Source organism: Glutamicibacter sp. MNS18, assembly GCF_026107515.2.
In the GTDB taxonomy this organism is placed as follows: Bacteria; Actinomycetota; Actinomycetes; order Actinomycetales; family Micrococcaceae; genus Glutamicibacter.
This window is the reverse complement of record NZ_JAPCHW010000008.1, coordinates 128,435-151,543: the sequence shown is the minus strand read 5'-3', so window position 1 is coordinate 151,543 and position 23,109 is coordinate 128,435. Positions and strand designations below refer to the sequence as shown.

At 66.5% G+C, this 23,109-nt stretch carries 19 protein-coding genes; 14 read left to right on the top strand and 5 right to left on the bottom strand.

The annotated features are described in order from the left end of the window. Positions 1-3: 3 nt before the first annotated feature. Genes OK351_RS12915 through OK351_RS12905 form a run of 3 tightly spaced genes read right to left on the bottom strand, consistent with a single transcriptional unit; the run spans position 4 to position 4,149 of the window. Positions 4-945, bottom strand: a complete 942-nt coding sequence (locus tag OK351_RS12915; RefSeq protein WP_265159572.1) for a carbohydrate ABC transporter permease — start codon at positions 943-945, stop codon at positions 4-6. Between the two features lie 13 nt (positions 946-958). Further along, a complete protein-coding gene (locus tag OK351_RS12910) occupies positions 959-1,885 on the bottom strand; it encodes a carbohydrate ABC transporter permease (RefSeq protein ID WP_265159570.1) in 927 nt (308 codons plus the stop codon). Next, complete coding sequence (locus tag OK351_RS12905; protein WP_265159567.1) at positions 1,882-4,149, bottom strand: alpha-galactosidase; 2,268 nt, start codon at positions 4,147-4,149, stop codon at positions 1,882-1,884. The genes OK351_RS12910 and OK351_RS12905 overlap by 4 nt, the downstream gene beginning before the upstream one ends. Before the next feature lie 190 nt (positions 4,150-4,339). On the opposite strand from OK351_RS12905, the gene OK351_RS12900 reads away from it, so the two are divergent. The 4 genes from OK351_RS12900 to galE are packed head-to-tail and all read left to right on the top strand — an operon-like array spanning position 4,340 to position 8,416. Then, entirely contained in the window at positions 4,340-5,122 is a 783-nt protein-coding gene (locus tag OK351_RS12900; protein WP_265159565.1) for a DeoR/GlpR family DNA-binding transcription regulator, read from the top strand. Beyond that, the gene (galT, locus tag OK351_RS12895; protein WP_265159563.1) at positions 5,122-6,255 is read left to right on the top strand and encodes a galactose-1-phosphate uridylyltransferase; all 1,134 of its coding nucleotides are present in this window, start codon (positions 5,122-5,124) and stop codon (positions 6,253-6,255) included. Before OK351_RS12900 ends, galT begins: the two co-directional genes overlap by 1 nt. Further along, on the top strand, positions 6,252-7,457 hold the full coding sequence (gene galK, locus OK351_RS12890) for a galactokinase (RefSeq protein WP_371931444.1): 1,206 nt from the start codon (positions 6,252-6,254) through the stop codon (positions 7,455-7,457). Before galT ends, galK begins: the two co-directional genes overlap by 4 nt. Further along, positions 7,454-8,416 carry a UDP-glucose 4-epimerase GalE gene (galE, locus tag OK351_RS12885; protein WP_265159561.1) on the top strand — a complete coding sequence of 321 codons (963 nt, stop codon included), beginning with the start codon at positions 7,454-7,456 and terminating at the stop codon, positions 8,414-8,416. The genes galK and galE overlap by 4 nt, the downstream gene beginning before the upstream one ends. Before the next feature lie 23 nt (positions 8,417-8,439). On the opposite strand, the gene OK351_RS12880 is transcribed toward galE, so the two are convergent. Then, a complete protein-coding gene (locus tag OK351_RS12880) occupies positions 8,440-9,474 on the bottom strand; it encodes a Gfo/Idh/MocA family protein (protein ID WP_265159559.1) in 1,035 nt (344 codons plus the stop codon). A 236-nt stretch (positions 9,475-9,710) separates the two neighbouring features. Between OK351_RS12880 and OK351_RS12875 the strand changes: the two genes are divergently transcribed. The 3 genes from OK351_RS12875 to OK351_RS12865 all read left to right on the top strand — a co-directional run bounded on the left by OK351_RS12875 (position 9,711) and on the right by OK351_RS12865 (position 13,029). Then, positions 9,711-10,649: an ROK family protein gene (locus OK351_RS12875; RefSeq protein WP_306349489.1), complete on the top strand. Its 939-nt coding sequence runs from the start codon at positions 9,711-9,713 to the stop codon at positions 10,647-10,649. Between the two features lie 92 nt (positions 10,650-10,741). After that, positions 10,742-11,968, top strand: a complete 1,227-nt coding sequence (locus OK351_RS12870) for an MFS transporter (RefSeq protein WP_265159555.1) — start codon at positions 10,742-10,744, stop codon at positions 11,966-11,968. 32 nt (positions 11,969-12,000) lie between these two features. Then, on the top strand, positions 12,001-13,029 hold the full coding sequence (locus tag OK351_RS12865) for a Gfo/Idh/MocA family protein (RefSeq protein WP_265159553.1): 1,029 nt from the start codon (positions 12,001-12,003) through the stop codon (positions 13,027-13,029). 72 nt (positions 13,030-13,101) lie between these two features. On the opposite strand, the gene OK351_RS12860 is transcribed toward OK351_RS12865, so the two are convergent. Then, the gene (locus OK351_RS12860) at positions 13,102-14,115 is read right to left on the bottom strand and encodes a sugar phosphate isomerase/epimerase family protein (RefSeq protein WP_265159551.1); all 1,014 of its coding nucleotides are present in this window, start codon (positions 14,113-14,115) and stop codon (positions 13,102-13,104) included. A 328-nt stretch (positions 14,116-14,443) separates the two neighbouring features. Between OK351_RS12860 and iolC the strand changes: the two genes are divergently transcribed. The 7 genes from iolC (at position 14,444) to OK351_RS12825 (ending at position 22,899) form a co-directional block, all read left to right on the top strand. Then, entirely contained in the window at positions 14,444-15,436 is a 993-nt protein-coding gene (gene iolC / locus OK351_RS12855; RefSeq protein WP_265159549.1) for a 5-dehydro-2-deoxygluconokinase, read from the top strand. 3 nt (positions 15,437-15,439) lie between these two features. Beyond that, positions 15,440-16,369 carry a Cgl0159 family (beta/alpha)8-fold protein gene (locus OK351_RS12850; RefSeq protein ID WP_265159547.1) on the top strand — a complete coding sequence of 310 codons (930 nt, stop codon included), beginning with the start codon at positions 15,440-15,442 and terminating at the stop codon, positions 16,367-16,369. A 35-nt stretch (positions 16,370-16,404) separates the two neighbouring features. Further along, positions 16,405-18,333: a 3D-(3,5/4)-trihydroxycyclohexane-1,2-dione acylhydrolase (decyclizing) gene (gene iolD, locus OK351_RS12845; RefSeq protein WP_265159598.1), complete on the top strand. Its 1,929-nt coding sequence runs from the start codon at positions 16,405-16,407 to the stop codon at positions 18,331-18,333. 60 nt (positions 18,334-18,393) lie between these two features. Next, positions 18,394-19,908, top strand: coding sequence for a CoA-acylating methylmalonate-semialdehyde dehydrogenase (locus OK351_RS12840; RefSeq protein WP_265159545.1), 1,515 nt, complete (start codon positions 18,394-18,396; stop codon positions 19,906-19,908). A gap of 80 nt (positions 19,909-19,988) precedes the next feature. Continuing rightward, positions 19,989-20,909 carry a sugar phosphate isomerase/epimerase family protein gene (locus OK351_RS12835; RefSeq protein ID WP_265159543.1) on the top strand — a complete coding sequence of 307 codons (921 nt, stop codon included), beginning with the start codon at positions 19,989-19,991 and terminating at the stop codon, positions 20,907-20,909. Positions 20,910-20,985: 76 nt separating this feature from the next. Continuing rightward, on the top strand, positions 20,986-21,999 hold the full coding sequence (locus tag OK351_RS12830; protein ID WP_265159541.1) for a Gfo/Idh/MocA family protein: 1,014 nt from the start codon (positions 20,986-20,988) through the stop codon (positions 21,997-21,999). Positions 22,000-22,008: 9 nt separating this feature from the next. After that, positions 22,009-22,899, top strand: a complete 891-nt coding sequence (locus OK351_RS12825) for a sugar phosphate isomerase/epimerase family protein (RefSeq protein ID WP_265159539.1) — start codon at positions 22,009-22,011, stop codon at positions 22,897-22,899. Positions 22,900-23,109 lie beyond the last annotated feature (210 nt).

Sequence of the window (23,109 nt, the reverse complement as noted above, 5' to 3'; positions counted from 1 at the left end):
CTCCTACTTGATGCCGCTGAAGCCGATGGAATTGACGATGCGTTTGGCGAACAGGCCGAACAGGAGCATCATGGGCGCCGCCGCGATCAGAGTGGCGGCCATCAGCCCCGCCCAGTCGGTGCCGGACTGCGGCGATTGTGCCCGGAAAACACCCAAGGCCACGGTTAGCACCCGGGAGGAATCGGTGTAGGAGACCATCAGCGGCCAGAAATAGTCGTTCCAGGCGGTGATGTAGGTCAGGATCCCGAGAGTGGCGATCGGTGCGGAGGACATCGGCAGGATCACCCGGAAGAAGATTCCGACCTTCGAGACACCGTCCAGCAGCGCTGCTTCCTCGATTTCCTTGGGAACATTCAGGAAGAACTGGCGGAAGAAGAAGACCGCGAACGGGGTCATGAACATCGTGGGCAGGGCGATGCCGAACAGGGTGTCCACCAGCCCGAGCTGCTTGATCAGCACGAAGTTGGGCAAGAACGTGAAGATCGAGGGAACCATCAGTCCCGCTACGAAGATCGCGAAGACCGTATCGCGTCCACGCCACTGCAACCGGGAGAAGGCGAATGCGGCCATGGCGGAGAAGGTCAGCTGGCACACGGTGACCAGTGTGGCGACGAAGACCGAGTTGAACAGGTAACGCCAGAAATTCATCCCGGTTCCGGAACCGCCTTCGGCAAGCGCTTCCTCGGTGGATTGGTATCCGAGAACCCGCTCGAACGCACCGAAAGTGAAGTCCGGGGGTAGCCAGGAGGTCGGGTTGGCTTGTAGCCCGGGGTTGGTGGATAGCGCCGTGCGCAGCATCCAATAGAAGGGGAGCAGCGTTGCGATGATGACAAGGGCCATGACGATCCAGGCGATGATGCGTCCGATCGGGATGCGTCGCCGGGTCCCGGTGGAAGCCGGTTCCACTGTGTCCGGGGCCTTGGTGTCGGGAAGCGTTGCGGTCATGATGGGTACCTTGCTAGTTCATGTCGTTTGACCCGGCTCGGGTCAGACGGAATTGGATGAAGGTGATGATTCCGAGCACAAGCAACAGGGCCACGGACATGGCCGAGGCGTAGCCGAACTGGAATCGTCCGAAGGCCATGTCGTAGATGTATAGCTGCAATACGTTCGTCGCGTTCGCCGGGCCTCCACCGGTGGTCACCGCCACGGTGTCGAAGACCTGGAAGGACCCGATGACGGTCATGATCAGCACCAGGGCCATGATCGGACGCAGCAGGGGCAACGTGATCGAGAAGAACGAGCGGATTTCCCCGGCGCCGTCGAGGCGTGCCGCTTCATAGACGTCCTCGGGCAGCATCTGCAGGCCGGCGAAGATCAGCAAGGCCGTGTAGCCCACATGCCGCCACACATTGATCAGCGCGATGGTGGGGATGGCCCAGGTTTCATCGGAGAGGAATCCGATTTTCCCTACGCCAATCCACTCCAGGACTTGGTTGGCGACGCCGAACTGGACATCCAGGATCCACAGGAACACGATCGCGGTCACCACGTTTGACACCAGGTACGGGGCCAGGATGATGCCGCGCAGCAGCGTGGATTGCGTCAGCCGGTGCATTAGCAGCGCGACGACGAGTGCGATGGACGTTTGCAAGCCGATGTTGATCAGCACATACTGCACGGTGACACCCAGCGAATGCCAGAACACGGGATCCGAGAACAGGCGTTCGTAGTTGGCCAGACCGACGAATTTCTCCGGAGTCAGCAGGTTGTACTCGGTGAAGCTCAGCCAGATACCGCGGACCGTGGGCCAGATGAGGAAGACCAGGAATCCGAGGGCGGCGGGGGTGAGGAAGAGCAGCGCGACTCGCCGGTCCTGCGCGGAGCGGCGGCTGCGCTTGGCCTGGGTCGTCGAGCGGAAGCGTGTGGAAGTATTCGTTGTCACTGCCCTGCTCCCGGATCGACTGCCGTCAGGTGGAGGATACGCATGGATTCCGGGTTGAGCCACGGGCTGAAGACCCCTGCCCCTTGCAGTCCGGCACCCGGGAGCGTGACCGGGCCGTGGGTTGGCCACCAGGACGGAATGCGCATGCTCAGTTCACTGTGCGAGGTTTGCGGGTGGCGCGCCTTGTAGTCCTCGGAGGCGGGGAATCCGGGGGTCACATCGCGGATCTCGTAGCGGAAGGAATCATCCAGCCCGGCGAGGCGGAACTTGCCGATCGGCTCGGTGTCGGCCAGGCCCAGCCCGATAACCGCGAAGAGCGCCTCGCGGCGGTCGTGGCTGACCACCCCGTGGATGTCGAGTGACGCATCGAACTGGTCCAGTCGAACCAGACGTCCGGTATGCAATAGGGAACGGTGCAGTTTGTGGCACTCGATCCATGCGGCGAGCTCATCACGTTCCGCGTCGCCGGCCTGGGTCAGGTCCCACTCGATGCCCATATGGCCCCAGAATGCGGTACCTGCGCGGAAGTGCAGGCTGTGAAGCCGACCGGTCGTGTGCGATGCCCCCGAGGCGACGTGGGAACCGACGAGTTCGGCGGGGATCAGCTGCTGGGTCCAGCGGTGGATCTGCTGGCGCTCGAACGGATCGATGTCATCCGATGCCCAGATCCGGTCCGTATGTTCCAGCACACCCAAATCGACGCGTGCGCCGCCGGAGGAGCAGGACTCGATTTCCAGCCCTGGGAAACGTTCCTTGAGTTCGGCCATGAGCCGGTAGGCGGCCAACGTCTGCTCGCGGACCCCGGCACGACCGGTGAGCTGGTTTCCGGCTTCGAGCAGGTCCCGGTTGTGATCCCATTTGATGTAGGCGATATTGTGGCTTTCGAGCACGGCCACCATTTGGTCGCGGACATGCCTGTAGGCCTCCTCGATGCCCAGGTTCAGCACCTGCTGGTTCCGGGATTCGATGGGCAGGCGACCGGTGGGGGCCATGATCCATTCCGGATGCGCGCGGGCCACCTCCGAATCGACATTGACCATCTCCGGTTCGAACCACAGACCGAATTCCATGCCCAGGGAGTTGACATGTTCGATCAGTGGATTCAGGCCGTTCGGCCAGACGTCGGGGGAGACGGTCCAATCCCCAAGGCCGGCGGTGTCATCCCGCCGCCCGCCGAACCAGCCGTCGTCCAGCACATAGCGTTCGACACCGAGCTCGGCCGCGTGTTCGGCCAGGGCCTTGAGTTTGTCCAGGTTGTGGTCGAAGTAGACCGCTTCCCACACGTTGAGGGTCACCGGCCGCTCGCGGCGCGGGTGGTTTTCCCGGGCACGCAGCCACTGGTGCAGCCGCCCGGCCTGCTCATCCAGCCCATTGCCGTAGGCCCCGTAGATCCAGGCGGTGGCGTAGCTTTCGCCCGGGGCCAGCACGACCTCTCCGGGAAGCAGTAGTTCGCTGGCGCCGAGGGACTTGTTGCCGTCAAAGAGCTTCTCGGCCCAGGCCCGCTGGTTCCCCGAGTACCCCTGGTGGAGCCCCCAGACCTGGCCGGCGGCGAAATTGAATCCCGGTTCCCCGACGTTGAGCAGGTGCACCGCGTCGGCGCCGGTGCGGCCCTTGCGGTTCTCCCGAAGGTGCGTGCCCACGGTCAGATCCCGCCGCTGCGGCACGCGTTCCTTGGCCCAGTGCCCTGCGAAATCCAGGATCTCGCTGGCGGTGCTCGGCACCGGGAACATGAGACCCAACTCCTGCAGGCGGTAGTTCCCGGCGCCGGTGTTGGATAGTGCCGCCTTCGCGCGGAGCAAACCGGAACCGGTGAGCTCGATGTCGATGCTGAGTTCCAGGCCCGCCGCGGGATCGGTTGCGTGCAGTTCCAGCGCCGCGGCACCGCAGCTGGCCAGCCCGTCCGCCGATTCCGGTACCGCACCGTCCAACGGGGTGAGGGAAGAGCTGTCCAAGGTGAATTTGGGGCTCCAGTCCGTCCCGTCACGGTCCCCGGACAGGCCGGTGCGGCCGGCCCAGCCCGAGTGCAGGGAGCCGAGGATGTCGGTGCGTACCGGCCGGTCCTGGTTGTTGGGGGTGAAGTGGTTGGCATCGGCCGCCGCCAGTGTCGCTGCCTCACTCGGGGACAGGGGGCCAAGGTCGGCCCCCCAGTGGATGATCGAAGGAAGTTGGTGCTCGGAGATATCCAGCAGCAGTGAAACACCTCCACTGCGAAGGTGAACGCGATCGGCGCCAGCGGCGTCGGGGTTCTGGGGGTGCTTCGTCATTGGGACTCCTTGGAAGGGTGGGGCGTGGAAGTCGGACAAATCGATAATGTGTTTCAGATCATGGTAGATCGAACATAAGTGAACATCAAGACTGTTGAAGCAAACAATAATATGTTTGTATTTAAGTGGGCAAATGAACCGAATCGCACATAGGATGGGCGACAACAGGCGAACAAGGAGGGGGCGGACCGTGGCCGATGGATTGCCGGCAGTACGCAGGCAGAAGATTGTGGAGCAGGTCAGGGCCGCGGGTGCGGTGCGGGTCTCCGAGCTCGCCGAGGAACTGGGTGTCTCGGACATGACCGTGCGGCGCGACCTGAACCACCTGGTCAAGGAGGGTGAGCTGCACAAGGTGCACGGTGGTGCGCGGCTCCAGCCCGGCTCATCCGCGGACGAGCCGGGATTCCGGAGCAAATCGGAGCTGCAGCTGCCGGAAAAGGCGGCGATCGCCGCCGCCGCGGCGACGCTGGTCGAACCGGGCATGTCCGTGTCGCTGACCTCGGGAACGACGACCTTCGCGCTGGCCCGGGCCCTGCGGCAGATTCCGGAGATCACCGTGGTCACCAATTCGCCGCGGATCGCCGATGTCCTGCAGGACGCCCCCGCACGGGACCAGACGGTGCTGCTCACCGGGGGACTGCGCACCGTGTCGGATGCGCTGGTCGGGCCGCTGGCCACCGCGGCGCTCCGCTCGCTGCATGTGGACCGCTGCTTCATGGGGGTGCACGGGCTATCGCTGAGTGACGGATTAACGACTCCGAACATGATGGAGGTCGAGGTCAATGAGCTTTTCCTGCAGCGCAGCGACAGCCGGGTGGTGCTGGCCGACTCGTCCAAATGGGGTATGCGCGGGCTGTACAGCATTGCGCCATTGGACTCGATCGATACGCTCATCACCGATGCCGGACTGGCCGACTCCGATGCGGAACTCATCGCCCGGCACGTCCACGACCTACGACTGGAGAAGCCTTAATGCTACAAGGCCAACTCAACAACGACATGATCGCCGCCGACCGGCACCGGGTGCATCATCTGGCCGACGGCCGCGAGGCGATTTTCTTCGCCGATCACGGGCACACCGTCCCCAAACACGTCACCGATGTGCGGCCGTTGGACCCGCGCGGGGAACCGGGCGGATTGCGTTTCGACCGGTTGACCGGTGAGTGGGTGGCCGTGGCGGCGCACCGGCAGTCGCGGACCTATCTGCCGCCGAAGGAGGAATGCCCGCTGTGCCCGAGTGGCGACGGCCGGCTCAGCGAGATCCCCGCCACCGAATTCGACGTGGTCGTCTTCGAGAACCGCTTCCCCTCACTCGGGCCGGCCCTGGGCGACATCCCGCAACCCGGCATCGGTGCCGACCTGCCTGCCCGGCCCAATCCGGCCGTTGGACGCTGCGAGGTTGTCGTGTTCACCTCCGATCACACCGGCTCCTTCAGCGCCCTGGATGATGAGCGCGCCCGCACGGTCGTTGAGGTGTTGGCCCAACGCACGGCCGAGCTGTCGGCGTTGCCGGGGATCAAACAGGTCTTCCCCTTCGAAAACCGCGGACAGGACATCGGGGTCACCCTGCACCATCCGCACGGTCAGATCTACGCCTACCCCTATGTGACTCCGACGGCCGGACGCATGGCCGCCCGTGCCACCGAATACCTGCAGGCCACCGGCCGGACGCTGATGGGCGATATCCTGCAGGCCGAACATGCCGATGGGTCGCGCATGGTCATGGAAGGTGAGCACTTCTCGGTCTTCGTGCCCTATGCGGCCCGCTGGCCGTTGGAAGCCCACCTGGTACCGCACCGCCACGTCCCGGACCTGGCGGCGTTGACTTCCGCGGAAAAGGATGAATTGGCGCTGCTCTACCGCGACCTGACCCGGAAGTTCGACGGACTTTATGACACGCCCACGCCGTATATCTCCGCCTGGCACCAGGCCCCGTTGACGGCCCGGGACCGTGAAGCCTCGCGCCTGCACCTGCAGCTGACCAGCCCGCGCCGTGCCGCGGACAAACTGAAGTTCCTCGCCGGATCGGAATCGGCCATGGGGGCCTTCATCAATGACGTGCCCGCCGAACAGACGGCCGCACGGCTGCGTGGGGTGGCATCGTGAACACCACCGACACCACCGACACCACCTCGACCACGGCCCGCGGTGCCGCCCTGCGCGAGGGCTTCATCCGCACCTATGGCAGCGCGCCCGAGGGGATCTGGCGCGCCCCGGGCCGGGTGAACCTGATGGGGGAGCATACCGATTACAACCTCGGGTTCGTGCTGCCCTTCGCCATCGACAAGAACGCCCTGGTGGCCGTGCGGCGCCGCACCGCGAACGAGGCGTCACCTCGCCTGCTGGAATTCGCCTCCACCTACGGCGGGACGACCGGGCCGCTTCCGGTGACGGGCATCGAGCTGGATGCGCTGGCGCCGGGCAACGTGCCCGGCTGGGCCGCCTACCCGGCGGCGGTGGCCTATGTGCTCGGACAACTACCCGGGGTGCAACTGAGCGGTTTCGAACTGCTCGTCGACTCGGACGTACCGGTGGGATCCGGGCTGTCGTCCTCGCACGCGATCGAGGTCGGGACCATTGTCGCGCTCAACGACCTGTTCGGGCTGGAGCTGGATGCAACGGCGATGGCACGGCTGACCCAGCGCGCGGAAAACGGGTTCGTGGGCGCGCCGACCGGCATCATGGACCAAAGTGCATCGCTGATGTCCCGCGCGGAGCATGCGCTGTTCCTGGACTGCCGTTCGCTGGCATCGCACACCGTGCCGCTGCCCTTGGCCGCCCAGGACACCGCGGTGCTGGTCATCGATACCCGGGTGGAGCATTCGCATGTCGACGGCGGGTATGCCGCCCGCCGGGCCAGCTGCGAACAGGCGGCCGTCGCACTGGGGGTCGAATCACTGCGGGAGATCACCGAGGTGGCCCTGCTTGACCGGCTGGAGCCGGAGCTGCGCCGCCGGGCCCGGCATATCGTGACCGAAAACCAGCGGGTGCTGGACACCGTGAAGGCCCTGGAAGCCTCCGATCTCCGGGAGGTGGGAAGGCTGTTGCGGGCCTCGCACGTTTCGATGCGGGACGACTACGAGATTTCCTGCCCCGAACTGGACCTCGCGGTACAGGCCTCGCTGGCAGCCGGGGCGATCGGAGCGCGGATGACCGGCGGCGGCTTCGGCGGCAGCGCCATTGCCTTGATCGCGGTGGAGAGGATCCCCGCGGCCAGCGCGTCGATTCGCCGGGCCTTCGCGCAGGCCGGATACGCCGAGCCGTCGATATTCACCGTGAATGCAGCCGAAGGAGCGGGCCGGGCATGAGTTGGCTGGTGACCGGCGGTGCCGGATATATCGGATCCCACGTGGTACTGGCCCTGCAACAGGCCGGCCTCTCGCCGGTGGTAGTGGATTCGCTGAGCAGCGGCATACGCGGCTTCGTTGCCCCACAGGTTCCCTTCTACCAGGTCAGCGTGCTGGAGCGCGAACCGCTCACCCGGATCATGCGCGACCACGGTGTCCAGGGGGTCATCCACCTGGCTGGCTACAAGTATGCGGGCGAGTCGGTGAAGTATCCGTTGCATGCCTTCGAGCAGAACGTCACCGGTACCGCGCGACTGCTCGAGGCGATGGAGGCGGCCGCGGTGGGGAATATCGTCTTCTCCTCCTCGGCGGCAGTCTACGGAACACCGCACGAGGACCTGGTTACCGAGACCACGGCCACCGCCGCACAATCCCCGTACGGGCAGAGCAAGCTCGTGGCCGAATGGCTGATCCGCGACCAGGCGGTCGCCGCGGGACTGCGGCACACCTCCCTGCGCTACTTCAACGTGGTCGGATCCGGACATGACGCGCTGTACGATGCGAGCCCGCATAACCTGTTCCCGCTGGTGTTCGCCGCGCTGGGCGCGGGGAACACACCGAGGATCTTCGGCACCGACTACGACACGATCGACGGAACGTGTGTCCGGGACTACGTGCACGTTGTGGATCTCGCGCTGGCGCATGTGGCCGCGGCCCGCACGCTGGCCGCGGATGCCGGACTGGAGCCGGTGTACAACCTCGGTTCGGGGGACGGGGTATCGGTACGCGAGATCATGGCGGCGGTCGCACGGGTCACGGGGATACCGTTCATCCCGGTGGAGGAACCGCGCCGCCCCGGTGACCCGTCCCGGATCGTCGCCGACGGCACACTGGCCGCCCGCGACCTGGGCTGGTCCATGCGCCATAGCCTGGACGATATGGTCGCCAGCGCCTACCGAGCGTCGCTGTCCAGGGCCTGACTGGCCACCGGGGGCGGCGCAGGCTACCGGTCGCGCAGCCGTGCGGCGATGTCGTCCATGGTCCGGGCGATGGCCACCGACTCGTCCAGCGGCATCAGCGGCGACTCGGTCAGCCCCCGCTCCAGGCACCTGGCGACATGGGCCGCTTCCCAGCCCAGCCCGGTGGCCGGGGAGTCCTCGGTGAAGTCCATGGTGTCGGCCACCGCTCCCTCCGGGGTCCGCAGCACCAGGCGGGAGGGGGCATAGAGGGGATGGCCGAGTTCAAGGGTGCCCCGGGTGCCGGCGATCCAGGCGCGCTGCGGGGAAGCGGCCTCGATGCTGGAGAAGATGCTGGCAGTCGAGCCGTCCGCATTGGCGATCACCGCGGTGAACGTCGCATCCACCCCGGTCCCGGTCAGCCGCCCGGAGGCATGCAGCACCCGGTCGGCGGGGGACACCAGGGCGGCCACCGCCACCGGGTAGACCCCCAGATCCAGCAGCGCCCCGCCGCCGAGCGCCGGATCGTAGAGCCGTGAGCCGTGATCCACCTCCATCGCGGAGCCGAAGTCCGCGTGGATGGACAGCACCTGGCCCAGCAGGTCGTGTTCGAGCACCTGGCGCAGCACATTGCCCACCGGCAGCATCCGGGTCCACATGGCCTCCATGGCGAAGACCCCGGCAGCCCGGGCCGCCGCAGCGATCTCCTGCGCCTGCACGGCATCCAGGGCCAACGGCTTTTCGACCACCACGTGCTTGCCGGCGGTGATCGCCTGCAGGGCCAGATCGCGGTGGCCGCTATGCGGTACCGCCACATAGGCCACATCCACTGCCGGGTCGGCCAGCACCGCGGCATAGGAGCCGTAGGCACGGGATCCTGCATCGCCGTACTGCCGGGCGAAGGACCCGGAGCGTTCCAGGCTCCGCGACCCTACCGCGGCAACCCGGCTGGAGGTCATCGCGGCCAGGCTGAGGCCGAACTGCGCGGCGATCCATCCCGGGCCGAGGATTCCCCAGCCCAGCGCCGGAGCGGTGCGCGGGTCGGGCAGGGTGGGGTGCGGCAAGGCCAGCTGTGCAGTCAAGGGAACTCCGGTCCTGGTCGCAAACGGAAGAGCTGGGCAAAACACTAGTACCGATCCGCGCTCGCCGATAGGGGTGTGCCGTACTTGATGCGCCCGACCTCCCGATGCCGTGGATTCCCGGGGCCAGGGGAAAGGGCAAGCAGCGTGGAACGCAATACTCCGGTGGTGAATACGGTCCCTGGCCGCGCCGGAGCCTATGATGGATGATTGTGCAATCAGCAGAACATTCAATAGGCGTGGACATCGGCGGAACCAAGATCATGGCCGCGCTGGTGGACGCCGAAGGCCGGATCTCGGACCGGGTCTACCGTCCCACCCCCCGCCAGGACCCGGTTGCCACCGAACGGGCCATCGCCCAGATGGTGGCCCAGCTCTCGGAGGGTGATCCCCGGCGACCGGTCGGGGTGGGCGCCGCCGGGTGGATGGACCGGGACGGATGCACCGTGCTCTTCAGCCCGCACCTGTCCTGGCGCAATGAACCGGTGCGTGACCGGCTGGCCGCGCAGATCGGCCGGCCGGTGACCCTGGTCAACGACGCGGATGCCGCCGGTTGGGCCGAGTACCGGTTCGGTTCGGGGCGTGGCGAAAGCGATATGGTCTGCCTGACCCTGGGTACCGGGATCGGCGGTGCGGTCATCCTCGGTGGGCAGATCTACCGCGGAAAGTCCGGGATCGCCGGCGAATTCGGCCATCAATGCATCGTTCCCGGAGGGCACCGCTGCGCCTGCGGAAACCGGGGATGCTGGGAACAATACGCCTCGGGCAATGCCCTGGGCCGGGAAGGCGCCGAACTGGTGCGCAGCAATTCCCCGGTGGCCCACCGTTTGCGCCAGGCCGTGGGCGATGACCCGCAGCGGGTGACCGGGGCACTGGTGACCGAGCTGGCCGCCGCCGGGGATCCGGCCTGCCAGGACCTGATCACCGATATGGGCCAGTGGCTGGGGCTGGGCATCTCGAACCTGGTGTCGGTGCTTGATCCCGGTACCGTGGTGATCGGCGGCGGACTGGGGTCGGCTTCCGAGGCGCTGGTTGCCACCGCGGAGGAAAGCTATCGGCGCACACTCTCCGGTCGCGGATACCGGCCCTTCGCCGCGGTGCAGCGGGCGCAGTTGGGCGCGGCGGCCGGGCTGATCGGTGCCGCGGATCTGGCGCGCCGGAACACCGGTGGGCAGTGACCATCCCATGAACGGGAATCCAAATGCTATTGACAGGACAATAAGACTTTCCTAGGCTCGATATACCATCCAGATCCAGCCCCGGGAGACCCGTGACCCCTCGCAGCACACCGGCCGCTGTCCAGCGGGCGGATCGGGCCGACCGGGCCCCGCTCCGGCATGTGGGCATCGTGGTATTGGCCTATGCCGTGGCCATGGCCGGAACGACCATGCCCACCGCCCTGTATCCGATGTTGCAGGACAGCTACGCGATGAGCACCGCCGCAGCCACCCAGCTCTTCGCCATTTACGCGGTGACCGTCCTGCTGGTGCTCTGCGTCTTCGGTGCGCTGTCCGATGCGATTGGCCGCAGACCCGTGCTCTGGCTGGGCTTGGCCGCCTCGTTGTCCAGTGGCCTGCTGTATGCCACCGCCACCGAAACCCCCACGCTTTTTGCCGCCCGGATCCTGTCCGGGATCTGCGCCGGATTGGTCACCGGTACCGCGACCGCCTACCTGACCGACCTGCTGCGCAGTACCTCCCGCGGGGCCGGGGTATCCAGTATCGCCAATATGGCGGGTTTGGGCAGCGGCCCGGTTTTCGCGGCCTTTCTCACCTACCTGGTACCCGGGTTCCCGATGGTCTCCTTCGCGACCCATGCCGGCCTTTCGGCCGTGTGCATCGTGCTGTTGGCGGCGGTCCCCGAATCGGTGAACCCGCGCCGTCGCGGATTCGCCCTGAGCCTGCCGGCCATTGACAGGTCCGCCCGACGCGACTTCGCCGTCGGCGGGCTGATGACCCTGGGCTTTGCGGTCATGGGAGGGTGCACGGCGATCACCTCAATCCTGGTGGTCCGGGCCTTCGGGATCACCGACCTGCGGGTGCTCGGCCTGGTCGGGTCCCTGATCTTCGCTGCGACCACGATCGGCCAGAAAGCCGGTGGACGGTTCGTGGCACGCCACGTCGGTACGGGCTTCGCCGGGTTGGCGGTCGGGGCGGTGCTGATCGGTGTGGCACCGCAGTTCGACACCTCCGTGGCTCCGGGCCTCTACCTGGGCGGGTTGGTGCTGGCCGGTTTCAGCCACGGTGCCCTCTTCCCGGTCGGACTGGCCATTGTCCTGCGCCGGATCCCGCCGGCCACCCGCGGCAGTGCCAGTTCCGCCTTCTGGGTCCTGGGTTATGCCCTGACGGCCGCCGGCGCTCTCGGACTGGGGTGGGTCGGCGCGCTGTCGGACGAGGTCACCGCGGTGTTCTGGTTCGGGATGCTGATCGCACTGGGGGCCGTGGGGGCCGGATTGCTGCACCGCAGATTGCTGGACCCGGCGACGGTACGAGACTAACCGCGCCGTGCGCGCAGAGAAGGAGGAACCGAATGCGTATTGGATTGGTTGGTTACGGAGCCGGCGGAAGCCGCTTCCACCTGCCCTTCATCCAGGCTGCCGAGCAGTGGCAGGTGGTCGGGGTGGTCACCCGATCGGCGGCACGCCGTGAACTGCTGGCCCGCGAGGCACCGGGGGTGCCGGCCTTCGACACCATGGACGAACTGATCGACGCCGGGGTTGACCTGGTGGTCATCACCACCCCGCCGGCCACGCGCCGTTCGCTGGTGCTCCGCGCCCTGGAACGTGGGGTGCATGTGGTGGCCGACAAGCCCTTCGCCCCGGATGCGGATACCGCCCGCGAACTGGTCGCGGCGGCCGAGCGGGCCGGCAAGGTGCTGACCGTCTACCAGAACCGGCGGTGGGACAGCGACTTCCTGACCCTGCGCCAGGTCATCGATTCCGGGGAGCTGGGCCAGCTGTGGCGCGCGAATATCGTGCTGGACCAGAATTCGGTCCGCTCGGTGGAGCTGGACCCGAACGACGGGTTGCTGCGCGACCTCGGGGCGCATGTGGTGGACCAGGCGATCCAGGCGTTGGGGCCCGTGGTGCGGGTCGACGCCCACCTGGACTGGCTGGGCTCCGGCGAGCAGCGCACGGATGTGGGATTCAGCCTCGGGCTGCACCACGAGTCCGGGACCTACAGCAGCGTCTCGGGCAGCAAGCTGTGCGGCCGTGAGGAACGGACCCTGGCCGTCTACGGGCAGCGGGGTTCCTACCTCTCGCGCATGGCCGATGTGCAGAGCGACCAGGTCAAGGCGGGGCTGCGGCCGGCGACCAATCCCGAGGTGTGGGGTGTGCCCGATGCCGCCGACTGGGGCGAGCTACGCACCCCCAGCGGATCACGCCGGGTCGCCCCGGTGGCGGGAAACCACGCGGACTTCTACCGGAACCTGCATCGGGCGCTCGCCGGGAACGGACCGTTGCCGGTGACCCTCGAACAGGCGGTGCATACCGTCGAGGTGCTCGACGCGGCACGTGCCAGCGCCCTGCAGGGCGGCAGCATCCTGGTGGGACGCTAACAGCCCACAACAAAGACGAAGGCCAGGTGCGGCCGGGATATCCCGGCCGCACCTGGCCTGTGTGGTATTCGGCTACTTGGTGGCCAGTGAGCCGAGCAGTGCGCGGTGGGCGTCGAGCAGGACCTCGGCGGCGATTTCCAGACCCTCCACGGCACCCAGTTCGGTGTCCTCGTGCTCGATGTTCACGATCATCTCCGGATCGACCTCGTGCAGGGCGCGCAGGAATTCGGTCCAGAAGGCGGTGTCATGCCCCTTGCCCAGGGCCACGAAGTCCCAGGCGGAGTTCTTGGGCCATTCGTTCGCCCATTCGTCCCCGCCCAGGTTGGTGCGCGGCTCGTCCTCGCGCAGCCGGCGGAAGCTGTTATCCAGCACGCCCTGGACGGCGGCATTCGGGTTGATGCGCACATCCTTGGCCGCGGCATGGAAGACCAGCTCGCCCAGGTCGCGGACCACCGCCACCGGGTCCATCTGCTGCCAGAACAGGTGTGAGGCATCCAGCTCGACACCGATATTGCTGGTGCCGGCACGCTCGACCAGTTCGCGCACTCCCGCCGGGTTGAACACGAGGTTCTGCGGGTGCAGCTCCAGGGCGACCTTCACGTTGTTCTCCACGGCCAGCTTGTCGATGTCGCCCCAGAACCCGGCGGCCACCTCGAACTGGTAGTCCAGCTGGTCCAATGCCGCGGAGTTCCAGGCGTTGACCACCCAGCTCGGGCGGGTGGTGCCCGGTTCGCTGCCGGGCAGGCCGGACATGGTGACCACGCGCGTCTGCCCGAGCCGCTGGGCCAACTTGATGGAGCGGCGGATGTCCTCGGCGTGCTTTTCGCCAATGGCGCGGTTCGGATGCAGCGGGTTGCCGTTGCAGTTCAGCCCGGCGATGTCGACCCCGGTGCCCTCGAAGATCCCCAGGAAGTCGTCGCGGGCGGCATCGCTTTCCAGGATCTGGTCGATATTCGGCACGTGGGTTGGTGGAAGGAAACCGCCGGTGTTCAGCTCGATTCCACTCAGCCCCAGGTCGGCAATGACCTTCAGGGCCTCGGGCAGCGGACGGTCGTGCAGGATTGCGTTGTAGACGCCAAGTTTCATGGAATTGTCCTTTGACAGTGAACGCCGCCTAGGCGCTCGGGTGAAGTCCGGGGTTGTGATGCCGGTTACGCGATTACATCATAAGTAAGAATGTTAGGACAAACAATGGAAGGCGGGATTGTTTTCGGGCCACCGTAGGTGGATCGGCAGGATGATGCGGATAACTGCGGTGACGAAAGGCCCAAGGTTAAGCAACTTGTCCATATGTCAGTACAAACCTTTGACAGGTCAAAGGGTTGTGGTGCAAAGTGTGTAGTGTGCTTCGTTTCACAAGCGTGTGGAGCGGGCCGGCATACGGAACCTCTGGAACGAAAGGACGTCGATCTGCGTGACTTACGACGTACTCACCCTTGGGCGCATCAGCGTTGACGTCTACCCTAATGATATCGGTGTCCCCCTGGCCGAGGTGACCTCCTTCGGCAAGTACCTGGGCGGTTCGGCCACCAATGTCGCGGTGGCGGCAGCCCGGCATGGCCGCAAGACCGCGGTCATCACGAAGATCGGTGACGACGACTTCGGGACCTTCCTGGAACGCGAGCTGGACAAGTTCTCGGTGGACCGCAGCCAGGTGCGCCGCGATGCGCAGCTGCAGACCCCGGTCACCTTTTGCGCCATCCAGCCGCCGGAGGATTTCCCGCTCTACTTCTACGGGCGTTTCCCGATGGCCCCGGACTGGAATATCGAGCCCGGCGACCTGGATCTGGAAGCCGTCAAACGGGCGCGGATCTTCTGGAGCACCGTGACCGGCCTGAGCCGCGAGCCCTCGCGCTCGGCACAGATCGCAGCCCACCAGGCCCGCCCCAATGACTCGCTGGCCCGGGGACAGTTCACCATCCTGGACCTGGACTACCGCCCGATGTTCTGGGATTCGGTTGAACAGGCCCGTGAGCAGGTGGCCCGGATCCTGCCCCACGTCACCGTGGCCATCGGCAACGACACCGAATGCGCCGTGGCGGTGGGCGAGGGGACCCCCGATGAGCAGGCGGACCGGCTGCTGGCCGCCGGCGTGCAGATTGCCGTGGTCAAGCTCGGCCCCGAGGGGGTCATGGCCAAGACCCGCACCGAACGCGTGGTCTCCGCTCCGGTGCCGGTGGAAACCGCCAACGGCCTGGGAGCCGGGGACTCCTTCGGCGGGGCCTTCTGCCACGGTCTGCTGGCCGGCTGGCCACTGGAACAGGTGCTGGACTACGCCAACGCCGCCGGGGCCATTGTGGCCTCGAAGGTCGCCTGCTCCGACGCGATGCCCACCCCCGAGGAAGTCACCACACTGCTGGCCGAACGCGGTCGCGCCCTCCCGAACACCCAGAAGGACCTGGTGTAGAGCATGAAACAGGCATTCGAGACCCGCGTGGACCGCGAGGATCCGCGCCGCTACGAGTCGCTGACCTGCCAACGGCTGGAAGACCCGCAGGCGGTGGCGCGGGCCGCCTCCGTCCGCCGCCGCCACGCCGGCGCGAAGCTGGGCGAACAGAACTTCATCATCGCCGCCGACCATCCGGCCCGCGGTGCTCTGTCGGTCGGCAAGCGTGCCACCGCCATGGCGGACCGCCGCGACCTGCTGGACCGCTTGCAGTTGGCCCTGGAAAACCCGGCCTGCGATGGCGTGCTGGCCTCCCCGGATGTGCTCGACGACCTGCTGCTGCTCGGTGCGCTGGAGGGCAAACTGGTCTTCGGATCGATGAACCGCGGCGGGCTGACCGGCCTGGTCAACGAGATCGACGACCGCTTCACCGGGCATACCGCCGCCGCCCTGGCCGCGATCGGCGCCGACGGAGGGAAGATGCTCACGCGGATCAGCTACGAGGATCCGGATACCGTGGCGACCCTGGAAGCCACCGCCCACGCGGTCAGCGACCTGGCCCGGCATGAGCTGGTGGCCATGGTTGAACCGTTCATCTCCCGCCGGGTGGAGGGTAAGGTCGTCAACGACCTGCGCCCGGACACGGTCATCAAGTCCATGGGCATCGCCTCGGGACTGGGGGAGTCCAGCGCCTACACCTGGCTGAAGATCCCGGTGGTCGCCGAGATGGAACGCGTCATGGCCGCTACCACCATGCCCACCGTGTTGCTGGGCGGGGATCCGGCCGGCAGCCCCGACGAGGTCTTCGCCTCCTGGCGCGAGGCCTTGGCCCTGCCCGGGGTGCAGGGGCTGACCGTGGGCCGCACGCTGCTCTACCCGGAGGACGGGGATGTGTCCGCGGCCGTGGCCACGGCCGCCTCGTTGCTCAATACCACCGCCCCTACGGGAAACTGAAGTAAGGACGCTTCCGTACCATGACTACGCGCAGAATGACCGTTGCCCAGGCGGTCGTCGAATTCCTGGGCCGCCAGTACACCGTGGACAACATTGGCGGAACCCGCTACCGTGAACGGCTGATCCCGGGCATGTTCGGCATCTTCGGCCACGGCAATGTGGCGGGTGTGGGCCAGGCGCTGAAGCAGTGGCAGGTCACCGACCCCACGCTGATGCCCTACTACCAGGGCCGCAACGAGCAGGCCCAGTCGCATCAGGCCGTGGCCTACGCGCGGCACACCCGGCGCCGGGCCACCTACGCGGTGTCCACCTCGATCGGCCCGGGTTCCTCGAACCTGCTCACCGGGGCGGCACTGGCCACCGCGAACCGGCTGCCGGTACTGCTGCTGCCCAGTGACACTTTCGCCACCCGCGCCGCGGATCCGGTACTGCAGCAGCTGGAAATGCCGCACGGCTACGACATCACCGTCAATGACGCCTTCCGCCCGCTGTCCAAGTACTTCGACCGGGTCACCCGCCCGGAGCAGCTGGCTTCCGCCCTGCACCACGGGCTGCGCGTGCTGACCGACCCGGCCGAAACCGGCGCGGTCACCATCTCGCTGCCGCAGGACGTGCAGGCCGAGGCCTTTGACTTCCCCGAGGAACTCTTCGCCGAACGCGAGTGGAAGATCCGCCGCCCGGAACCCGAAGCCGAGGACATTGCCGCGGCCGCCGCAATGATCCGTGCCGCCAAGCGCCCGTTGATCGTCGCCGGCGGCGGGGTGCTCTACGCCTACGCCACCGATGAGTTGGCCGCCTTCACCGAGGCCACCGGTATCCCGGTGGGCAACACCCAGGCCGGGGTCGGGGTGCTGCCCTGGGACTCGAAGTACTCGCTGGGAGCCATCGGCTCCACCGGCACCACCGCCGCGAACGCGTTGGCCGCCGAGGCGGATCTGGTCATCGGCATCGGTACCCGCTACGAGGACTTCACCACCGCCAGCCGCACCGCCTTCCAGAACCCGGACGTGAAGTTCGTGAACATCAACGTCGCGGCGCTGGATGCCTACAAGCACGCCACCGTGCTGCCGGTGGTGGCCGATGCCCGCAAGGCGTTGATCGCGCTGCGCGAGGCACTGACCGGATACCGCGTGGATGGCGCCCTGGAAGTACGCACCGCCACCGAGAAGCGGCGCTGGGATGCGACCGTGGATGCGGCCTTCGCCGAACGCCAAAGCCCGCTGGTCACCCAGAACTCCATCATCGGTGCGGTCAACCAGGCCATGGACCCCCGCGACGTGGTGGTCTGCGCCGCCGGGTCGCTGCCCGGGGACCTGCATAAGATGTGGCGGGTGTCCGACCCGTTCGGCTACCACGTGGAATACGGTTTCTCCTGCATGGGCTATGAGATCGCCGGCGGGCTGGGCCTGAAGCGTGCGGTCATCGACGAAACCCGGCGCGGGGAAGGCAACCGCGACGTGGTGGTCATGGTCGGGGACGGCTCCTACCTGATGATGCACACCGAACTGGTCACCGCGGTGGCCGAGGGCATCAAGCTGATTACCGTGCTGATCCAGAACCATGGCTACGCCTCGATCGGCTCGCTCTCCGAATCGTTGGGCTCCCAGCGTTTCGGCACCAAGTACCGCACCCTGGATGAGTCCACGCACTCCTTCGACGAGGGCCCCACCCTGCCGATCGATCTGGCCACCAACGCCGAGTCGCTGGGCGTGAAGGTCATCCGCATCGCCCCGGGAGAGCAGGCGATCGAGGACCTGGCCGCCGCGGTGGCCGAGGCCAAGGCCGCCCCCGAGGGCTCGGGGCCGATCCTGATCCACATCGAATCGGACCTCTACGCCGATGCGCCCTCCAGCGAATCCTGGTGGGATGTGCCGGTCTCCGAGATCTCCGAGCTGGATTCCACCCAGGATGCCTACCGGGTGTACTCCGAGCACAAGGCCCGCCAGAAGCCGTATCTCGGCTGATCCCACCGGCCGACCACAAGAATTCCAAGAATTAATCGAAGAGAACAGGAAGTATTTCCCATGACCACCACAGCCACCGAAGTGACCGAAATCCGTCACTACATCAACGGCGAAGCCACTGCCGGCAGCGGTACCGAGACCCAGCCGGTCTACAACCCGGCCACCGGCGAGGTCACCGGCCAGCTGCGCCTGGCCAACGACGAGGACCTGAACCAGGCCGTGGCCGTGGCCAAGGCCGCCTCCGAACAGTGGGCCGAGGTCTCGATCGCCCGGCGCAGCAAGGTCATGTTCCGTTTCCAGCAGCTGCTCACCGAGCACACCGATGAGCTGGCCCGCATTGTCACCAGCGAGCACGGCAAGGTGCTCTCCGATGCGGCCGGCGAAATCGGCCGCGGTATCGAGGTCGTCGAGTACGCCGCCGGGATCTCCCAGGCGATCAAGGGCGAGTATTCCGACCAGGTGTCCTCCGGCATCGACGTATTCTCCTTCCGCCAGCCGCTGGGCGTGGTTGCGGGGATCACCCCGTTCAACTTCCCGGTGATGGTGCCGTTGTGGATGGCACCGGTGGCGATCGCCACCGGCAACGCTTTCATCCTCAAGCCTTCCGAGCGCGACCCCTCGGCCTCGCTGCTGATCGCCGACCTGTTCAAGCAGGCCGGCCTGCCCGACGGTGTCTTCCAGGTGCTGCATGGCGGCAAGGACACCGTGGACGGGCTGCTGTCGCACCCGGATGTGGACGGCATCTCCTTCGTCGGTTCCACCCCGATCGCCAAGTACGTGCACGAGACCGCCACCAAGTACGGCAAGCGCGTCCAGGCCCTGGGTGGGGCGAAGAACCACGCGGTGATCATGCCGGATGCCGATATGGAACTGGCCGCCGACCACATCAACGCCGCCGCCTTCGGCTCGGCCGGGCAACGCTGCATGGCCATCTCGGTGGCCGTCGCGGTGGGCGAGGCCGCCGACGCGCTGGTGGACAAGCTGGCCGACCGTGCCCGCGGGGTCAACGTCTCCAACGGCCTGGATGAGAAGGCCGACATGGGTCCGGTCATCACCCCGGCCTCCAAGTCCCGGCTGCAGAAGATCGTCGGCGAAGCCGAGCAAGCCGGTGCCGCCCTGGTCATTGACGGACGCGATCTGGTGGTCAAGGACCATGAGAACGGCTTCTTCGTTGGCCCCACCATCCTTGACAAGGTCAGCCGCGAGATGAGCGCCTACACCGAGGAGATCTTCGGCCCGGTGCTGGTGGTGCTGCGCGTAGATTCCCTGGAGGAAGCCATCGAGGTGGTCAACGCCAACCCCTACGGCAACGGCACCGCGATCTTCACCTCCTCCGGAGCGCACGCCCGCACCTACACCCGCCGCATCCAGGTGGGCATGGTCGGGGTCAACATCCCGCTGCCGGTGCCGGTGGCCTGGCACTCCTTCGGCGGCTGGAAGGACTCGCTGTTCGGCGAGCACCACATCTACGGTCCGGATGGCGTGCGTTTCTACACCCGCGGCAAGGCCGTGACCCAGCGCTGGCCGGAAGTCTCCCAGGCTTCCACCGCCTCGTACAACTTCCCGTCCAACTAAGCCCAGTCACACCCCGCTGCCGTTGCCGTCCCACCCGGGCCGGCAACGGCACGAGTGTCGAAAGAACACGGTAGAAAATCATGGCAAAGAACATCACCATCGGCACCGCCCCCGACTCCTGGGGCGTCTGGTTCGCCAATGATGAGAAGCAAACCCCCTGGCAGCGTTTCCTCGATGAGGTAGCCGAGGCCGGTTACAAGACCATCGAGCTGGGACCCTACGGGTACCTACCCACCGATCCGTCGCGGCTGGCCGACGAACTGGCCCAGCGCGGGCTGAATGTCTGCGCCGGGACCGTGTTCACCGCGTTCCACCGCGGGATCGAGGGCAGTGCCAACGCCTGGGAAGATGCCTGGGAGCCGGCCCGCAAGGTCGCCGAATTGACCGCCGCCATCGGCGGCGAGCACATTGTGGTGATTCCCGCGATGTGGCGCGATGATGTCACCGGCCAGGCCGTGGAATCGGGTACCCTGGACGCCGCGGCCTGGGCCTCGCTGGCCGCCGGACATGACCGCCTGGGACGTATTCTCCAGGAGGAATACGGGCTGAAGCAGCAGTTCCACTCGCATGCGGATTCGCATGTCTGCGGTCAGCCGGATATCGAGAAGTTCCTGTCCGTCACCGACCCGCAGTACACCACCCTGTGCCTGGACACCGGGCACGCCGAGTACGGGGGCGCCTCCAGTGTGGACTTGATCCGCAAGTACCCCGAGCGCATCGGCTACCTGCACCTGAAGCAGGTCGACCCGCAGGTGCTCGAACGGGTGCGCGCCGAGGACATGACCTGGGCCGCAGCCAACCTGGCCGGAGTCATGTGCGAACCACCGGCGGGCCTGCCGGATCTGAACGAGGTCATCGAGGAAATCGAGAAGCTGGACCGACCGGTCTTCGGCATCGTGGAGCAGGACATGTACCCGGTGGCCGACTTCTCCGTGCCGCTGCCCATCGCCACCCGCACCCGGCAGTACCTGCTCAGCTGCGGTTCGCGGACCCGGGTCTAGGGCCTGGACCGTGCACACCATTAACCAGACGAAGACCCCCGCCGGGAATCCCGGAACCGAATTGAAAGGACATACCGTGGCAGATACGCTTCGCATCGCCGTCGTAGGAGCCGGCCGCATGGGATACGACCACATCCAGCGCCTGCACCGCCGTATCAACTCTGCGGCGGTCAGCGCCGTGGTGGATATCGATCTTGAGCGGGCCAACGCCGCCATCGAGGGGATCGCCGGTGCCACCGCCTACGCGACACTGGATGAAGCGCTGGATTCGGGCCAGGTGGACGCCGTCCTGCTGGCCACCCCCGGTTTCCTGCACCGCGACGCGCTGCTGGCCATCCTGGAGCGGGATCTTCCGGTCCTGTGTGAGAAGCCGCTGACCATTGACGCGGTGACCTCCTGGGAGGTGATCGAGGCCGAGACCAAACTGGGTACCAAGCGCATCCAGGTCGGTTTCATGCGGCGTTTCGATGCCGAATACCGGCAGCTGCGCGAAGTGGTGGCCTCCGGTGACCTGGGTGAACTGCTGATGCTTCACCACCAGCACCGGAACGCGGATGTGCCACCGAACTTCACCAGCGAGAACCTGATCAACGACTCGGTGGTCCATGAGTTCGACGCCATCCGCTTCTTCACCGGCGAGGAAATCACCTCCGTCCAGGTACGGACCGGCAAGAGGACCCGCACCGGGAACGGCGAGCTGGCCGATCCGCAACAGGTGCTGATCGAAACCGAATCCGGGGTGTTGGCCGACGTGGAGATCTTCGTCCAGGCCAAGTTCGGCTACCAGGTCGCCACCGAGGCGGCCTTCGAGGACGGGATCGTGAATATCGGCGGGGATTCGGGACCCTACGTGCGCACCGGCGGCAACTGGGGAGGGAAGGTCACCCCGGGCTTCGAGGAACGCTTTGTGGCCGCCTATGACGCCGAGATCCAGGACTGGGTGGACGCGTCGTTGCGTGGCGAGATTGCCGGGCCCAGCGCCTGGGACGGTTACGCCGCCGCGGCCTGCTGCGAGGCCGGCGTTCAGGCCCTGCACACCGGTGAGAAGATCGCCGTGGAACTCAAGACCAAGCCTGGACTCTACGCCTGAGGAGGCATCATGAAGATCGCGTTGGATCCCACCCCGTTCCATCACAGCCATTCGCTGCTTGAGTTTCCGAAACTCGCCCGTGAACTGGGCTACGACTACCTGCAGATTACCCCGCACAAGGATTTCATCCCGTTCTTCGGCCACCCGAAGGCCGACGACGAACTGGTGTCCCGGCTGGTGGCCGAGTGCAGGAAGCACGGGGTGCAGATCGCCTCGGTCCTGCCCGTGCTCAAGTGGTCCTCGCCGGACCCATTGATCCGCGAGGCCTCGGTGCGCTATTGGAAGCGCGCCATCCAAATCACCGTGGACCTGGGGATCACCCAGATGAACACCGAATTCTCCGGGCGCCCCGAGCTGTCCGAGGAATCCGAGGCGGCGTTCTACCGGTCCATGGACGAGCTGGTGCCGGTCATCGAGCGCGAGGGCGTGCACGTGGCCATCGACCCGCATCCGGATGACTTCGTGGAGGAAGGCCTGGCTGGGTGGAGGATGATCCGCGGGGTGAACTCCCCGAACCTGGGCTTTGCCTACGTGGCGGCCCACACCTTCCACATGAAGGACGAGCCGCTGGAAATCATGCAGGCGGCGGGTGACCGGCTGCGGGTGGTCCACGTGGCCGATACCCTGGACCACCATGCCTCGCACGGTCTGCGCTACATCACCAATCCGCCGGGCAACGCGGTGCGTGTGCACCAGCACCTGAAGATCGGCGACGGGGATGTGGACTGGGATGAGTTCTTCGGCGGCCTGGCCGCCAATGGCTTCCTGGACCGCGAGGAAACCGTGATGGCCACCTGTGTCTTCGCGGAAAACGAGCGCGCCCATGAGGTGGCCCGCTACCAGCAGCAGAAGATGAACGAGTACATTGACAAGTTCAGCAAGGCCGGTTCGCGGCCATAGCGCAATGCGGGAACCAGTCGGCGGCGCCGGGAGCACATGAGGTGTTCCCGGCGCCGCCGACCTATGCCCGGTCACGGAAATGGAGTGTGGCGTGAAGGCCATGGTCGACCCCGGGATGCAGGACCAGGTTGTGCCCCTCACGGGTGCCGGATCGCTGGACTGGATCCGCAGTCGTGGGAAACGATGCGATCGCTGAACCTGGTCGGGGTG

Excerpts from the sequence above, each read along its gene's own strand:
- OK351_RS12835 (WP_265159543.1), top strand. The coding sequence starts at position 19,989 with ATGGCAAAGAACATCACCATCGGCACCGCCCCCGACTCCTGGGGCGTC.
- OK351_RS12825 (WP_265159539.1), top strand. The coding sequence starts at position 22,009 with ATGAAGATCGCGTTGGATCCCACCCCGTTCCATCACAGCCATTCGCTG.
- OK351_RS12840 (WP_265159545.1), top strand. The coding sequence starts at position 18,394 with ATGACCACCACAGCCACCGAAGTGACCGAAATCCGTCACTACATCAAC.
- galE (WP_265159561.1), top strand. The coding sequence starts at position 7,454 with ATGAGTTGGCTGGTGACCGGCGGTGCCGGATATATCGGATCCCACGTG.
- OK351_RS12850 (WP_265159547.1), top strand. The coding sequence starts at position 15,440 with ATGAAACAGGCATTCGAGACCCGCGTGGACCGCGAGGATCCGCGCCGC.
- galT (WP_265159563.1), top strand. The coding sequence starts at position 5,122 with ATGCTACAAGGCCAACTCAACAACGACATGATCGCCGCCGACCGGCAC.
- OK351_RS12860 (WP_265159551.1), bottom strand. The coding sequence starts at position 14,115 with ATGAAACTTGGCGTCTACAACGCAATCCTGCACGACCGTCCGCTGCCC.
- OK351_RS12905 (WP_265159567.1), bottom strand. The coding sequence starts at position 4,149 with ATGACGAAGCACCCCCAGAACCCCGACGCCGCTGGCGCCGATCGCGTT.
- OK351_RS12915 (WP_265159572.1), bottom strand. The coding sequence starts at position 945 with ATGACCGCAACGCTTCCCGACACCAAGGCCCCGGACACAGTGGAACCG.
- iolD (WP_265159598.1), top strand. The coding sequence starts at position 16,405 with ATGACCGTTGCCCAGGCGGTCGTCGAATTCCTGGGCCGCCAGTACACC.
- OK351_RS12865 (WP_265159553.1), top strand. The coding sequence starts at position 12,001 with ATGCGTATTGGATTGGTTGGTTACGGAGCCGGCGGAAGCCGCTTCCAC.